At 55.4% G+C, this 15,949-nt stretch carries 10 protein-coding genes; 8 read left to right on the top strand and 2 right to left on the bottom strand.

The features are described 5' to 3' along the window. Positions 1–2 precede the first annotated feature (2 nt). The 7 genes from metF to CSK29544_RS03805 all read left to right on the top strand — a co-directional run bounded on the left by metF (position 3) and on the right by CSK29544_RS03805 (position 10,324). Positions 3–908 carry a methylenetetrahydrofolate reductase gene (metF, locus tag CSK29544_RS03835; protein ID WP_029039317.1) on the top strand — a complete coding sequence of 302 codons (906 nt, stop codon included), beginning with the start codon at positions 3–5 and terminating at the stop codon, positions 906–908. Positions 909–1,254: 346 nt separating this feature from the next. Next, positions 1,255–2,544 carry a methyl-accepting chemotaxis protein gene (locus CSK29544_RS03830; RefSeq protein ID WP_029039318.1) on the top strand — a complete coding sequence of 430 codons (1,290 nt, stop codon included), beginning with the start codon at positions 1,255–1,257 and terminating at the stop codon, positions 2,542–2,544. 273 nt (positions 2,545–2,817) lie between these two features. Further along, entirely contained in the window at positions 2,818–4,476 is a 1,659-nt protein-coding gene (gene mqo / locus CSK29544_RS03825; protein WP_007892484.1) for a malate dehydrogenase (quinone), read from the top strand. Between the two features lie 625 nt (positions 4,477–5,101). After that, positions 5,102–5,659 (top strand): fimbrial protein, encoded by a 558-nt coding sequence (locus CSK29544_RS03820; protein ID WP_007853740.1) that lies wholly within the window; start codon positions 5,102–5,104, stop codon positions 5,657–5,659. Positions 5,660–5,713: 54 nt separating this feature from the next. Next, a complete protein-coding gene (locus tag CSK29544_RS03815) occupies positions 5,714–6,409 on the top strand; it encodes a fimbrial biogenesis chaperone (protein WP_007892486.1) in 696 nt (231 codons plus the stop codon). Positions 6,410–6,454: 45 nt separating this feature from the next. Further along, entirely contained in the window at positions 6,455–9,124 is a 2,670-nt protein-coding gene (locus tag CSK29544_RS03810; protein WP_007892488.1) for a fimbria/pilus outer membrane usher protein, read from the top strand. Positions 9,125–9,232: 108 nt separating this feature from the next. After that, positions 9,233–10,324 (top strand): fimbrial protein, encoded by a 1,092-nt coding sequence (locus CSK29544_RS03805; RefSeq protein WP_007892490.1) that lies wholly within the window; start codon positions 9,233–9,235, stop codon positions 10,322–10,324. 66 nt (positions 10,325–10,390) lie between these two features. On the opposite strand, the gene ppc is transcribed toward CSK29544_RS03805, so the two are convergent. Both ppc and argE read right to left on the bottom strand, forming a co-directional pair. After that, entirely contained in the window at positions 10,391–13,042 is a 2,652-nt protein-coding gene (gene ppc, locus CSK29544_RS03800) for a phosphoenolpyruvate carboxylase (protein WP_029039319.1), read from the bottom strand. Positions 13,043–13,609: 567 nt separating this feature from the next. Then, entirely contained in the window at positions 13,610–14,761 is a 1,152-nt protein-coding gene (gene argE, locus CSK29544_RS03795; protein WP_007892500.1) for an acetylornithine deacetylase, read from the bottom strand. Between the two features lie 180 nt (positions 14,762–14,941). On the opposite strand from argE, the gene argC reads away from it, so the two are divergent. After that, a complete protein-coding gene (gene argC / locus CSK29544_RS03790; protein WP_007892502.1) occupies positions 14,942–15,946 on the top strand; it encodes an N-acetyl-gamma-glutamyl-phosphate reductase in 1,005 nt (334 codons plus the stop codon). Positions 15,947–15,949 lie beyond the last annotated feature (3 nt).

Here is a 15,949-nt window from a genome sequence, read left to right as displayed (position 1 = left end):
GTATGAGCTTTTTTCACGCCAACCAGCGGGAGGCCCTGAATCAGAGCCTCGCAGAAGTGCAGGGACAGATTAACGTCTCGTTTGAGTTTTTCCCGCCGCGCACCAGTGAAATGGAGCAGACCCTCTGGTCCTCTATCGATCGCTTAAGCAGCCTGAAGCCGAAATTTGTGTCGGTCACCTACGGTGCTAACTCTGGCGAGCGCGACCGCACCCACAGCATCATCAAAGGCATTAAAGACCGCACCGGCCTTGAAGCCGCGCCGCACCTCACCTGCATCGACGCGACGCCTGATGAGCTGCGTACCATCGCGCGCGACTACTGGAACAACGGCATTCGCCACATCGTCGCGCTGCGCGGCGACCTGCCTGCTGGCAGCGGCAAACCGGAAATGTACGCCAGCGATCTGGTGGCGCTGTTAAAAGAAGTGGCCGATTTCGATATCTCCGTCGCGGCGTATCCGGAAGTACACCCGGAGGCGAAAAGCGCGCAGGCGGATCTGCTGAATCTGCGCCGTAAAATCGACGCGGGCGCTAACCGCGCCATCACCCAGTTCTTCTTTGATGTCGAAAGCTATCTGCGCTTTCGCGACCGCTGCGCGGCTACAGGTATCGATGTGGAAATCATCCCTGGCATTCTGCCGGTCTCTAACTTTAAGCAGGCGAAAAAGTTTGCCGACATGACCAACGTGCGCATTCCGTCCTGGATGTCGCAGATGTTTGCCGGGCTTGATGACGACGCCGAAACCCGCAAACTGGTTGGCGCTAACATCGCGATGGACATGGTGAAGATTTTAAGCCGCGAAGGCGTGAAAGATTTCCACTTCTATACCCTTAACCGCGCGGAAATGAGCTACGCCATCTGTCACACGCTGGGCGTGCGTCCGGCGCTGGAACTGAAAACAGCGTAATGCTATTGCGAAGATGACAAGGAGGCGCGAGCCTCCTTTTTTGTCTGGCGCTAACCAGAGTGTTACAAAATATATATTTCAGGGTTTTTATAAACCTGTACAACCGAAATATGCCTTGTACAGGTTATTTTTTCTTAAGCTAAATCACCGTGCTTTTTACCTTTGCGGGCAGGCGTTTTAAACCCGTCACTGCTATTTATGACGCTTAGCCTGCATATTATTATTGCTGGTTTTTTATTATTAAAAATACCAGGGCTGGTAGCTATCGTAGCGATATAAAAATACACGTTATGCCTTATTCATTATTGCCGATATGCTGTGTAAGAAACCTTCCTGGACAGCAATAATGATTAGCAAGATAACGAATATTTTAAAAAACGACGCGGCGTTCTCAGCGATAAAAGCGCATATGGCGGTTATTCTTTTCCGCCCCGACGGCACGATTGTGGAAGCGAATCCGGCTTTCCAGGCGGCTATGGGATATTCGCTTAATGAACTGGTGGGTAAGCATCATCGTATGTTCTGCGCGCCGGAATATGCCGCCAGCCCTGAATATAAGCAGTTCTGGCAACGGCTTGGGCGCGGCGAAACCTTCAGCGATAAATTCCAGCGCTATAAAAAAGATGGCAGCGAAATGTGGCTGGAGGCGAATTATATTCCGGTCCTCGGTAAAAATAACAACGTAGAGTATGTTCTTAAACTGGCGCGTGATATCTCAGGAAGGATCCATGACGCGCTGAACAAAGACGCCATCCTCAAGGCGGCGCACCGCTCTATGGCAATCATTGAATTTACGCCGGACGGACATATTGTCTCGGCGAACGAGAATTTCTGTAAGGCTTCCGGATACACGCTGAACGAAATTATCGGCAAGCATCACCGTATCTTCTGCGAGCGCGACTACGCGATGAGCGCAGAGTATGCCGATTTCTGGCGCAAACTGAACCACGGGGAATTCGCCTCCGGGGATTTTCGCCGCGTCACTAAACATCGTCATGAACTCTGGCTGCGCGCCAGTTACAGCCCCGTTTTTGACGATAAAGGCCGCCTTTATCGCGTGGTGAAATTCGCCTATGACGTGACGGCGGAAGTACAGAAAAGCCGCGATGAGCGTCAGGCGACGGAAAGAGCGGAAGCGGTCTCCCGCGAGACGCTGACCAAAACGGTTGAGATCAGAAAGACCTTAGATGACTGCGTCACGGCAATGGAGAATATCCAAAGCAATATGGAGCAGGTTATCGGCATCGTCACCAACCTGAAAAACGACTCGGAAAGCATTATGGACCTGTCATCGGTGATTGCGCAGATAGCGACGCAGACCAAATTGCTGTCACTCAACGCCTCGGTGGAGGCGGCGCGCGCGGGCGATTCCGGTAAAGGTTTTTCTGTGGTCGCAACCGAAGTGAAATCACTGGCTGACCGTATCGATGACGCGACCGGGAAAATAACGCGCATCACCGAGAAAAACGATAACCTGACGAAAAGCGCGCTGGATTCTATCTGCCGCAGCGGTAAAGAAGTGGCGTCCACGACGGCTATTTCGCGCGAGGCGCTGATGCTGACCAAAGAGATTGAAGGCTACGCTAAAAATATTCTCGAAGCCGTTAACGCGATTGGCAAAGTCATTAACGCCTGACGCCAGCCCGCGTCGTCGCGCATAACCGTCATGTCTGTCGTGGCATAACGACTTATTTTGTCAGTGCGAATCGTCAACATCTCGGTTCCGTTTATCACCGGAACCGGTTGTTTATTTTAACGAAATGATTCGTCGCTATTTGTGTATTTTTCTGCGAAACGTCTGATATAACCGCACGCTTTTTGCGGTTGTTAATTTTTTGTTTTAATAATTTTAAAAGTTTAATTGATGCGTTAAAATAATCAGCTAAATTTTCAATGATAGTTGATTGTGATGTCTAAAATAACGCTCAGCAGAAAGCACGCACCGGCTTTCTCGCTTATTGCTTTACTTGTCAGTTCAGCCGCTTATGCGGAAAACACCACGGAAAAAACCGATGTCCTGCTGATTGGCGGCGGCATCATGAGCGCGTCGCTCGGTACGGTCCTTCAGGAAATCCAGCCAGACTGGAAACAGCTGATGGTAGAAAAACTGGACGGCGTGGCGCTTGAATCCTCCAACGGCTGGAATAACGCAGGCACCGGCCACTCCGCGAACATGGAGCTGAACTACACGCCGGAGCGTGAAGACGGTTCGATTGACGTGACCAAAGCGCTGGAAATCAATGAAGCGTTTATGATTTCTCGTCAGTTCTGGTCTTCTCAGGTGAAGCGCGGTGTGCTTAACGATCCGCACTCCTTTATTAACTCCACGCCGCACATGAGCTTTGTCTGGGGCGATAAAAATGTGGAGTACCTGACCAAACGCTACCAGGCGTTGCAGCAGACCACGCTGTTCCAGGGAATGCAGTTCTCCACCGATCAGCAGCAAATCAAAAAATGGGCGCCGCTGATTATTGAAGGCCGCGATCCGAAGCAGAAAGTCGCTGCGACCTGGACGCCGGTCGGCACCGACGTCAACTACGGCGAAATCACCCGTCAGCTGGTGGGCAGCCTGAAAAAAACCAGCAACTTCAAGCTGGAAACCTCCTCTGAAGTTACCGATTTTAAACGCAACGCCGATAACTCCTGGCATGTCACGATAACCGACGTAAACAGCGGGAAAGAGCACGCCGTGGACGCGAAATATGTGTTCATCGGCGCAGGCGGCGGCGCGCTGAAGCTGCTGCAAAAAACCGGTATTCCTGAAGCGGATAACTACGCAGGCTTCCCGGTTGGCGGCTCGTTCCTGGTGTCTGAGAACCCGGAAATCGCCCGCCAGCATGGCGAAAAAGTCTATGGTCAGGCATCCGTTGGCGCGCCGCCGATGTCCGTGCCGCACCTCGACGCCCGTTTCCTGGACGGCAAACGCGTGGTGCTGTTCGGGCCATTCGCGACGTTCTCCACTAAATTCCTGAAAAACGGTTCGTTCTTCGATCTGCTGAGCACCACCACCACCAGCAACTTTATGCCGATGACCGATGTGGGCCTCGATAATTTCGATCTGGTGAAATACCTGATTGGTCAGGTCATGCTGAGCGATGAAGACCGCTTTGAAGCGCTGAAAGAGTACTACCCGACGGCGCGTAAAGAGGACTGGAAGCTTATCCAGGCGGGTCAGCGCGTTCAGATCATCAAAAAAGATCCGGAGAAAGGCGGCGTGCTGAAGCTTGGCACCGAAATCGTCACCGACCAGCAGAAAACCCTGGCGGCGCTGCTTGGCGCATCGCCTGGCGCGTCCACCGCGGCACCTATCTCTATCAACGTTATCAAGCAGCTCTTCCCGGAGCAGTTCAAATCTGAAGCCTGGCAGAGCAAACTGCGTGAGATCGTGCCGAGCTATGGTCAGAAGCTGAACGGCAACGTGGCGCTGACCCAGCAGGTATGGGACGAGACGGCAGCGACGCTGCAGCTTACCAAACCGCCGGTTATCCAGATGAAAGATGCGAAGCCCGCCACACCGGAAGCCAAACCGGCGCAGGCATCCAGCCCGCAGCACGATATGGCGCTGTAACCCTAAGCGTGTAATGCAAAAAAGGAGGCCACGGGCCTCCTTTTTTATGGTGCGCATGTTATTAGGGGTTGTTGTTAGATAAACAACGAAAAGATTAACCCGCTATGCCTGGATTTTCTCATTTCTTGTTCTGAATTCTATTCAGAATAAAAATAATATGCTTTTGCTGGTGCGTTAATATTTTTAAATTTGCGCGTTATTGCCCGTGCATTCAGTGTTAATTCTGCTGTGTTTTACTTTTTTATGATTAATAAGGGTTGTGATTTCCTGGTATTTAGGAAATTGGCTCGGTATTTTTCATGCCGTTATTTTTAAAGATCTTTTTTAGCGTGACTGTATCTAATCATCGAACCTGTTATAGGTTCGTCTATTGTTGTTGGAAGTGGGCTTTTTATAATGCCACCATCATCGTAACGCGGTTAATAACGTTGCTTATTAGCATTGCCCTGACGCTCTAATGATAACGAATCCATTAACCGTCCAGGGCGAATTTTTATAGCAGATGATCACCAGCTTTGTCCTGATACGCAGGGCGCATTCGGGGCGAAAATTATATTCACAGGCTGTGAATATAGTCCGGCTATTTTGATAAATAGCTTAACTTTTAATGTAATTAGGATGATATATGAAAAAGTTAGCACTTGGCCTTTCTTTAGCTGCGGCAATGGGATTTGCCGTGACCGCGCAGGCTGCTTCCACCGGCACAATTACCTTTGAAGGAGAGCTGACCGCAACTTCATGCGACGTAAATGTTGACGGCCAGGGTTCTGATGCGACCATTACACTGCCAACCATGGGGATTAATCAGCTTGATGCGGCCGGTAAAACGGCGGGCCGCACCAATTTTGTGATGGATCTGACTAACTGTGCGGGCACGCTGAAAACTGTGGCGGCCTACTTTGAAGCAGGTGCGTCTGTCGATCCGGTCACGGGGCGTCTGAAAAACGCTACGGGTGCAGACAATGCCACCAAAGTCAGCCTCCAGCTGCGCGACGGCTCCAGCACTTCCTACGACGTGATTAAAGCGGGCGACGCCAGCCAGTCCACCAAAACCACCTTTGTCACGTATGACGCCACCGAAGGCACCGCCACGCTGCCTTACGCAGTGGAATATTACGCAGAAGACGCCACCACGGCCGGTAAGGTTAACAGCAGCGTCGTTTATTCACTGATGTATAAGTAAAAAATGCGACAGGAGGGGGCATCCCTCCTGTATTTCTTCAAGGGAGTGAATCACATGGCGAATACCCTTTCCTGGAAAAGCGCATTCTTCATACTGGTGATGGGGTTTGCCTGCCCGGCGGCCATCGCCAGTATCGTTATTACCGGTACCCGCGTGATTTATCCGAGCGATGCGCCAGAGGTTAGCGTAAAACTCGATAATAAAGGCACCTCGCCCGTATTGATTCAAAGCTGGATCGATAACGGCAATGCCGACGCCGCGCCGGAAACCATACAGGTGCCGTTTATTTTAACCCCACCGATTAACCGGGTTGAACCAGATAAAGGCCAGACGCTGCGTATTACGTTTACCGGTAAATTATTGCCCGCCGATCGCGAATCGGTTTACTGGCTTAACGTGCTGGAAATTCCTGCTAAAAAAGCGACGCTCAGCGATAACTATTTACAGGTCGCGTTTCGCTCGCGCATTAAATTATTCCTTCGCCCTGCAGGGCTTGAAGGCAATGCCAATGACGCTGTTAACCATGTCACCTGGCGCGCCAATGGACAGACTATCGAAGCGGCAAACCCCACGCCCTATTTTATTTCCCTGGTCAATCTGACAGTGAACGGGAAAACCCTCGATGCCGACATGATTGCGCCGAAATCGACCATGACAATAAAACTGCCTGGCAGTCCGGGAAATAAACTCGCAGGCGTCTTTGTGAATGATTATGGCGCGCTGAATGAATTCGAGGCGACGCTGAAATAAGCCGTCGCTCTGTTTATTCAACTATCACCGTAAAAGAGAAGCGCGATGAAAAACAGGTTTCGCCAGGGAGAGGCGGCGACGTTCTCTCCAGGCATAATGGCTGTGATTATTTGTCTGCTGGCGACGCCGGGGAAGGCACAGGAGTTGCCGGGAAAGTCTGAACAAGAACCGGTCGATATTGCTGAGCATGTCGAATTCGATAATATCTTCCTCAACCTGGAAAATAAAAATTCGGTAGATTTAAGCCGTTTCGCTAATGGCGCGGCGGCGCTGCCGGGACGCTATCGTGCGCTGGTTTATATCAACGGCCAGGCGACGCTCACCAGTGAAATCGATGTCGTGGCGCAGCCGGATAAAACCAGCCGGGTGTGCCTGACATCTGACCTCATTAAAACGATCCCGTTTAATTATGAAAAACTGCCTAAGGATTTCCTGACGCCGTTTCAGCAGGGTGAACAGTGCCTTGATCTGGAGAAAAAGCTTCCGCATTCGGAAATCGCCTTTGATACCAGCGAACAGCGGCTCGATATTTCCGTGCCGCAAATCTACCTGCTGCATAACGCGCGCGGAAGCGTAAACCCGGAGCTATGGGACAGCGGTATTCCTGCGCTGATGCTCGGGTATAACATGAATGGTTATTCCAGCCACGCGAATGGCAAAACGCTCGACTCCTTTTATTCAAGCCTTGAAGGCGGCCTGAACGTCGGTGCCTGGTATCTTCGTCATAACGGCTATTACAGCTATATGGAAGAGGGCGAGCGGCAATACAGCAGCATCAGCACCTATTTGCAACGCGATATTCCGGTTATCAAAGGACGCGCGTTGATCGGGGAAACCAGCACCCAGGGCCAGGTGTTTGACACGCTGCCTTTCAAAGGCGTGCAGGTCGCGAGCGACGAGCGGATGCTGCCGGAATCGCAGCGCGGTTACGCGCCGGATATCCGCGGCGTCGCCCGTACTAACGCCCGCGTGACGGTGCGCCAGAGCGGGCAGACCATTTATGAAACCACCGTCGCGCCCGGCGAATTCGCGATTAACGATCTCTACCCGACCGGCTACGGCGGCAATCTGGACGTAACGGTTTATGAAGCCGACGGCAGCGAACAGCATTTCCAGGTGCCTTATGCCTCGGTGGCGCAGCAGTTACGCCCCGGCGCGCTGCGTTATTCCGTGGTCGCAGGCGAATATCGCAACGATTCGCTGCGCACCAAACCGGCGCTGTATCAGGCCACTTACCAGTACGGGATCTCCAACCGCCTGACGAGTTACGGCGGCGTGCAGGTGAGCCAGGGCTATTACGCGCTGCTGTTCGGGATGGCTTTCGGTACGCCCATCGGCTCGCTGGCGCTGGACGTCACGCAGGCGCGCACGCATCTGGATAACGGCACCTCTTTCCTGGGCCAGCGTCGAGCCGACAGCCTGAGCGGGCAGAGCTATAAAATCAGCTTCAGCAAAGATATCACGGAGACGCGCAGCAACATTTCACTGGCGGCGTATCGCTTCGCGACCAGTCAGTATATGGATTTCCAGACCGCCATGCTGACGCGCGATGCGGTCGATCGCGGCGAGTCGCCAGACAATATCCTGCGCATGAAAAATCAGTTCGTGGCAACGGTCAGCCAGGGGCTCGATGACGGCTGGGGACAGTTTTATCTCAGCGGCTCGTTACAGGATTACTGGAATAAAGCGGGCTCCGATAAACAGTTCCAGGTCGGTTACAACAACAACTATAAAAGCCTGACGTATGGCGTGACGGTGAGCCGCACCTACAGCAAAGAGAACGAAGGGCAGACGAACTATTTGCTGACGATGAGCTTCCCGCTGGGCGAGGGCTTCGAACAGCATACGCCACACGCGCATATCGATTTGACGCGCGACAGCAACGGCCACGACGGGCAGCAGGTCGGCGTTTCCGGTTCGCTTGGCGATTATAACCAGATGAACTACAGCGTGACCGCGATGAACGGCGATCAGGGACAAGGCACCAGCGGTTCGTTTAACGCCGATTACCGCAGCCAGGTTACCTCAGTGAGTGGCGGCTACAGCGTGGGCGATCACTACAGTAGCGTGTCGCTTGGCGCGACCGGCACCATTCTTGGTCATTCCGGTGGGCTGACATTTACGCCCTATACCTCGGACACTTTCGCGCTGGTTGAGGCGAAAGGCGCGCGCGGCGCGGCGGTGTCGTCCTATCCTGGCGTGTTTGTGGATGGACGTGGCTATGCCGCTGTGCCGTATCTCGACCCGTACCAGTTCAACGACATTACGGTCGATCCGAAAACCGCGCCGGTGAATGTGGAGCTGGAGAACACGTCGCAGAAAGTAGCGCCGTATCTTGGGGCAGTGGTGAAGCTCACCTACAAAACCAATACCGGCACACCGGTACTTATCGCGTCGAACTATCAGGGCGAACCGGTGCCGTTCGGCGCGGTGGTGTTTGATGCCGAAGGCAATCAGGTGGGCTCGGCAGGACAGGGCGGGCTGGTTTATGCCCGCGTTGGCAACAACCAGGGCCAGCTTACGGTTAAGTGGGGCGAGAGCGTAGGGATGCAGTGTCTTATCAGCTATTTGCTGATGCCGCAGGCGGAGGGACAGCGCCAGTCGATTCAGCGTTTCGAGACGCCGTGTCTGCCGCCCTCAGGCGTGGCGTCGTCTTCATCGCCGCTGCAACTCTCCACCGACCGGCGGCGGCAGACGGCGCTCACGGCCGGATAACGTCGGCCTGACGGGCCGGCCAATCACCTATTTCCTGTGACGGGAATGATGCACTGTAAAGAGGGAATTATGGCTGTAAGGAAAACCGTTTTATCTCTCGGAGCCGGGATGCTTCTGCTGCTGCTATTCAGCAGAGACGCGCTGGCTTCTACCTCCTGTTCTTATCACACCGGATCGCACGCGGTGAACGTGACGCTGCCGATTAACGGGACGATTTCCGTCGGCTCTGACGCCTCTGACGGGCGCACGCTCTACCGGTTGCATTACATGCCCAGCGCGCCGGTCAAGATTGACTGTCTCTCGACCGACAGCATTCCGTACGACGTTTCGTATGATTATCACTGGACCAGCACGCCGCACGCGCTCTCACCGTGGAGCGGCTCGCCGTTCCCCAACAAAGTCTGGGACACTAACCTGCCGGGCGTGGGGGTCGCGGTATGGGCGCAGGGTGACAAAAACATCGCTATTCCGGGAACCTATTACATCGATACCATTCGACCTGAACCCAATCAGAACGTGAACCATACGGTGAACAGTGAGTTCTGGCTCTATCTCATCAAAACCGGCCCTATTCAGCCGGGATATGTGAACGGCCAGGATCTGCCGTCGATGGCGATTGACTTCATCGCGTCAGGCGCCGCTGGCAGTCCGCTTAACGCGCTGAAAATCAATTTTACTGGTTCTGTCAATATCGCCGCGCTCTCCTGTACCACGCCGGATGTGAATGTGAAGCTTGGCACCTGGAGCGCGGAGAATGATTTCAGCGGCGTAGGAAGCGGGACAGAGTGGCGCGATGCGTCGATTACCCTGACCAACTGCCCGCGCGCCTGGGGTATTCGTACCAATATTGACGCGAATGACAGCGGCATCACGACGATGGGTAACGCCTCGCCAAACCCGGTGTGGATCACGATGAAGCCTTCCACGACGGTGATTGATGCGAACAACGGTATCTTCTCCGTGACGCCTGGCAGCGACAGCGCCAGCGGGATCGGGATTCAGATAGCCAAAGGCAACGTGTCGGATGCGACGCATGAGCCGATGGCGCTGAACACCTATACCAATAACTACTGGAATCTGAGCACGGATGATGTCAACACGCACCGCATTCCGTTTGTGGCGCGTTATGTCCAAACGGAAGACCGTATGCGCCCCGGCAAAGCAAACGGCGCGATTACGTTTACGGTGCTCTATTACTGACGCTGACCGTTGCGCCCATAAAAAAGCCCCGGCATGCCGGGGCTTTTTATCCTCTGAGGCGCGACATCAGCCCGTGTTGCGCATCCCTGCCGCGACGCCTGCAATGGTGACCATCAGCGCCTGTTCAACGCACGGATCGGCGGGTTTGCCTTCTTCTTCCGCCAGACGTGAACGGTGCAGCAGCTCTGCCTGAAGCACGTTCAGCGGGTCGGTGTAGATATTACGCAGCTGGATGGACTCGGCAATCCACGGCAGGTCCGCCATCAGATGCGAGTCGTTGGCGATATCCAGCACCACTTTGATGTCGGCTTCCAGCAACTGACGCAGCTCACGGCCGAGCGGCCAGAGTTCCTTTTTCACCAGACGCTGATCGTAGTATTCCGCCAGCCACAGATCCGCTTTGGCGAAGACCATCTCCAGCATGCCGAGGCGCGTGGAGAAGAACGGCCAGTCGCGGCACATGGTTTCCAGCTCGTCCTGTTTGCCATCTTCCACCACTTTTTGCAGCGCGGCGCCCGCGCCAAGCCAGGCGGGCAGCATCAGACGGTTTTGCGTCCAGGCGAAAATCCACGGAATGGCGCGCAGCGATTCCACGCCGCCGGTCGGGCGACGCTTGGCCGGACGTGAACCGAGCGGCAGTTTGCCAAGTTCTTGTTCTGGCGTTGCCGAGCGGAAGTACGGCACGAAATCGTTGTTTTCGCGCACATAGCCGCGGTACATGGTGCAGGAGATGTCGGAAAGCTCATCCATGATGTGACGCCAGGCGGCTTTCGGCTCCGGCGGCGGCAGCAGGTTGGCCTCCAGAATGGCGCTGGTATAAAGCGACAGGCTGCTGATGGTGACTTCCGGCAGACCATATTTAAAGCGGATCATCTCGCCCTGTTCGGTCACGCGCAGGCCGCCTTTCAGGCTGCCCGGCGGCTGGGAGAGCAGGGCAGCGTGCGCCGGCGCGCCGCCGCGGCCAATAGAGCCGCCGCGACCGTGGAACAACGTCAGCGCGATGCCTGCTTTTTCGCAGGTTTTGATCAGCGCGTCCTGCGCCTGGTACTGCGCCCAGGAGGCGGCCATCACGCCCGCGTCTTTCGCGGAGTCGGAATAGCCAATCATCACCATCTGTTTGCCCTGAATAAAACCGCGATACCAGTCGATATTCAGCAACTGGGTCATCACGTCGTTGGCGTTGTTCAGGTCGTCGAGCGTTTCAAACAGCGGAGCAACCGGCAGCGCAAAGCCAATGCCCGCTTCTTTCAGCAGCAGGTGAACGGCCAGCACGTCGGATGGCGTTTTCGCCATGGAAATCACATAAGCGGCGATCGAGCCTTTCGGCGCTTCGGCGATGACTTTGCAGGTTTCCAGCACTTCGCGGGTGTTGTCGCTCGGCTCCCACTGGCGCGGCAGCAGCGGACGTTTGGAGTTCAGTTCGCGGATCAGGAACGCCTGTTTATCGGCTTCCGACCAGCTTTCGTAGTCGCCAATGCCGAGATAACGGGTCAGCTCGCCCAGCGCTTCGGTGTGGCGGGTGCTCTCCTGACGGATATCGATACGCACCAGCGGCACGCCGAAGGCTTTCACGCGGCGCAGCGTGTCGAGCAGTTCGCCGTTGGCGATGATCCCAAGACCACAGGCGACGAGCGATTCATAACAGGCGTAGAGCGGCTCCCAGAGCTGTTCGTTCTGCGTCAGCAGGCCCTGCGGCTTCGGCAGCTTCTGGCCTTTCAGGCGCGCTTCAAGCCAGGCCTGGGTTGCGAGCAGCTGCGCGCGCAGCCCTTTCAGCAGGTAACGGTAAGGCTCCTGTGCGCCCTCGGTGCCGACATATTCGCGCAGCGCGTCGCTGCACTCGACCATCGAGAGCTCGGAAATCAGCACCTGAATATCTTTCAGGAACAGGTCGGTCGCTTTCCAGCGGCTCAGCAGAAGGACGTGACGGGTGATATCCGCGGTGACGTTCGGGTTGCCGTCGCGGTCGCCGCCCATCCAGGAGGTGAAACGCACCGGCACAAAATCCACCGGCAGTTTGTAATCGAGATGCGCTTCCAGCTGTTCGTTCAGCTCGCGCAGATAATTCGGCACGCCTTCCCAGAGGCTGTTTTCCACGACGGCGAAGCCCCATTTGGCCTCGTCTACCGGGCTTGGGCGATTTTTGCGAATTTCGTCGGTGTGCCAGGACTGCGCGATAAGCTGGCGCAGTCGGCGCATGATCTGGTTGCGCTCGTAGTCGGCGATATCTTTGTGGTCGAGCTGTTTTAAGCAGTTGTTCACTTCGACCATTTTGTGGATCAGCGTGCGGCGGGTGATCTCGGTCGGGTGCGCGGTCAGCACCAGTTCCAGCGACAGCGATTCCACGGCCTGACGGATGGCGGTTTCGTTGATGTCGGGCTGATCTTTAAGCTTGCGCAGGGTGCGGGCGATAATTTCCGGATTGCTGGCGGCTTCGCCTTTCGGCGAAATGCTGTGGTATTGCTCGGCGGTGTTGGCCAGATTCAGGAACTGACTGAACGCGCGGGCCACCGGCAGCAGTTCATCGTTGGAAAGGTTTTGCAACGTGGTTAACAGCGCCTGGCGGTCTGCTTCATTGCCAGCACGGGACGACTTCGACAACTTGCGGATTGTTTCTACGCGGTCAAGGATGTTTTCTCCCAGCGCATCCTTGATGGTATCCCCGAGCAACTTGCCGAGCATACTGACATTGCTTCGCAAAGCGGAATATTGTTCGTTCATATAACCCCAGACACCCCATCTCACTTGTAAATGTCCTGTATCTTTCAAGCCGCAGCTGTGTTGGCTGCACTCGCCCACCCAGGTCACTTACTTATGTAAGCTCCCTGGGATGGGCTCGTTTGCCGCCTTGCTGCAACTTGAAATCTTTCGGACATAGCTCTTTGTCGTCTTTTATAAAGCCACGTGAAATCCCGTTCGTCAATTGCTGCGAAATCGCTTCAGCAGGTGAATAAAGTGCGGCAATTTATGAAAGTTAATTCACGTTATTGCAGATAAGTAACGCTTATGAAGATAGCGTGCAGGCGAGCGGCGCGATGTGCAGTCACACGCGCTGCGGCAGGGCGTAAAAGCAGTGAAATGGGCTGCATGTGACGAGCGGACTAGCGGGTGCGCATGGCTTACCCGCCCTACGGTGAAAGGGCGGTGCTACAACGGCGGGTGCGCATGGCTTACCCGCCCTACGGTGAAAGGGCGGTGTTACAACGGCGGGTACCCGCCCTAGGGGATGAGATATGGATTTTCGTAGGGTGGATAAGCGCAGCGCATCCACCGTGATATTCAGGGCATTCAGTGCCAGCAGAAGTGATGCACCACCTGCGAAATCAGCTCACGGGTCGGCTTGATAAACCGCGTTTCCAGATATTCATCCGGCTGGTGAGCCTGATTAATCGAGCCGGGGCCTAACACCAGCGTCGGGCAAATCGTCTGAATAAACGGCGCTTCGGTGCAGTAGTTCACCACATCGGTTTGCGCGCCGAGCAGATTTTCCACCACCTGCACCAGCTTATGATCTGGCGGACATTCGTAGCCAGGGATTGGCGGATGCAGATCAAACACCGTCAGACGGCCCGGCCAGCGCAGGCTTACCGGCTCCAGCGCCTCGTTCAGAAGCCCGCTTAAATCGTCGAGCGTCATGCCTGGCAGCGGACGAATATCCATATGCAGTTCGCAGCAGGCGCAAATACGGTTCGACGCATCACCGCCGTGGATATGGCCGAGGTTAAGCGTCGGGTAAGGCACCGTAAACGCGTCATAGTGATAGCGTTCTTTGAGCGAATCGCGCAGCTGCATAATGCGCCCGATGGCGTCATGCATCAGTTCAATGGCATTCACGCCGCGTTCCGGGTCGCTGGAGTGACCGGATTGCCCCTGTACGCGAATGGCGCTGGAAATATGGCCTTTATGGGCACGGATGGGCTGGAGCGACGTCGGCTCGCCGATGATGGCGCAGTCCGGGCGCAGGGCAGTGGTTTCGGCGAAATAGCGCGCGCCCGCCATGCTCGTCTCTTCATCGGCGGTCGCCAGGATATAGAGTGGTTTTTTCAACTGCGTCACATCCACGTCACGCAGCGCATCAAGAATAAACGCGAAAAAGCCTTTCATATCGGCGGTGCCGAGGCCGAACAGTTTATTGTCATGCTCGGTCAGCGTGAAAGGGTCGCGCGTCCAGCGCCCGTCGTCGAAAGGCACGGTATCGGTATGCCCGGCCAGCAACAGGCCGCCTGCGCCGCTGCCGGTGCTCGCCAGCATATTGAATTTATTGCGCGTACCGGGAACCGGCTGCACTTCGACCTGGAAGCCGAGACTGCCAAACCAGCCCGCCAACAAATTGATTAAAGTCGCATTACTCTGATCGAGCGCGCTGTCGGTGGCGCTGATGGAAGGTGTGGCGATAAGCGCGCGGTAAATCTCGATAAATGGCGGTAATTTCATTTTCACTGTTGACAGACCTCAGGTCGTGATAGTATCAATATTCATGCAGTATTTATGAATAAAAATACATTAACGTTGAGCGTAAGGGAACCGCCGGGTTCCGGTGAAGACGATACGCTCGCGGACGCGGCAACGGCCCGGAGGCCCGCGCCTGAAATACATGACGGTAGAAGGTATCCAGCCCCGATGTTGAACACGCTGATTGTTGGCGCCAGTGGTTATGCCGGCGCAGAGCTTGCGACCTACGTGAATCGCCATCCGCATATGAACATAACCGCATTGACGGTCTCAGCGCAAAGCAATGATGCGGGAAAGTTAATCTCCGATCTGCATCCGCAGCTGAAAGGCGTGCTTGACCTGCCGCTGCAGCCGATGAGCGACATTCGCGAGTTCACCGACGGCGTGGATGTGGTGTTTCTCGCCACCGCCCATGAGGTCAGCCACGATCTCGCGCCGCAGTTTCTTGATGCGGGCTGCGTGGTGTTTGACCTTTCCGGCGCCTTTCGCGTTAACGACGCCGCGTTCTACGACAAATTTTACGGATTCACGCACCAGCACCCGGAGCTGCTGGCGCAGGCGGTGTATGGCCTGGCGGAGTGGAACCGCGATGCGCTGAAGGAAGCGACGCTGGTGGCGGTGCCGGGATGCTACCCGACCGCGGCGCAGCTTTCGCTGAAACCGCTGATTGACGCGGGTTTGCTGGATCTCAACCAGTGGCCGGTGATTAACGCCACCAGCGGCGTGAGCGGCGCGGGGCGGAAAGCGGCTATCTCCAACAGCTTCTGCGAAGTGAGCCTTCAGCCTTACGGCATTTTTACGCATCGCCATCAGCCGGAAATCGCGAGCCACCTGGGTGCGGACGTAATTTTCACGCCGCACCTCGGCAGCTTCCCGCGCGGCATTCTGGAAACTATCACCTGTCGCCTGAAGCCGGGGGTGAGCGCGCAGCAAGTCGCCGCCACCTTCCAGGACGCTTACGGCGACAAACCGCTGGTGCGGCTGTATGACAAAGGCGTGCCCGCGCTGAAAAACGTGGTGGGTCTGCCGTTTTGCGATATCGGCTTCGCCGTGCAGGGCGAACATCTGATCGTGGTCGCCACGGAAGATAACCTGCTGAAAGGCGCCGCCGCGCAGGCGGTGCAGTGTATGAATATTCGTTTTGGCTTCGCCGAAACGCAGTCACTTATTTAACCG

It is taken from the genome of Cronobacter sakazakii, from assembly GCF_000982825.1.
Lineage (GTDB): Bacteria > Pseudomonadota > Gammaproteobacteria > Enterobacterales > Enterobacteriaceae > Cronobacter > Cronobacter sakazakii.
Note: the sequence above shows the minus strand (reverse complement) of the source record. Positions and strands in the feature narration are given on the sequence as shown.

What these genes read in the sequence shown, in the direction of transcription:
- metF (WP_029039317.1), top strand. Translation starts at nt 3, where the DNA reads ATGAGCTTTTTTCACGCCAACCAGCGGGAGGCCCTGAATCAGAGCCTC.
- CSK29544_RS03830 (WP_029039318.1), top strand. Translation starts at nt 1,255, where the DNA reads ATGATTAGCAAGATAACGAATATTTTAAAAAACGACGCGGCGTTCTCA.
- mqo (WP_007892484.1), top strand. Translation starts at nt 2,818, where the DNA reads ATGTCTAAAATAACGCTCAGCAGAAAGCACGCACCGGCTTTCTCGCTT.
- CSK29544_RS03820 (WP_007853740.1), top strand. Translation starts at nt 5,102, where the DNA reads ATGAAAAAGTTAGCACTTGGCCTTTCTTTAGCTGCGGCAATGGGATTT.
- CSK29544_RS03815 (WP_007892486.1), top strand. Translation starts at nt 5,714, where the DNA reads ATGGCGAATACCCTTTCCTGGAAAAGCGCATTCTTCATACTGGTGATG.
- CSK29544_RS03810 (WP_007892488.1), top strand. Translation starts at nt 6,455, where the DNA reads ATGAAAAACAGGTTTCGCCAGGGAGAGGCGGCGACGTTCTCTCCAGGC.
- CSK29544_RS03805 (WP_007892490.1), top strand. Translation starts at nt 9,233, where the DNA reads ATGCTTCTGCTGCTGCTATTCAGCAGAGACGCGCTGGCTTCTACCTCC.
- ppc (WP_029039319.1), bottom strand. Translation starts at nt 13,042, where the DNA reads ATGAACGAACAATATTCCGCTTTGCGAAGCAATGTCAGTATGCTCGGC.
- argC (WP_007892502.1), top strand. Translation starts at nt 14,942, where the DNA reads ATGTTGAACACGCTGATTGTTGGCGCCAGTGGTTATGCCGGCGCAGAG.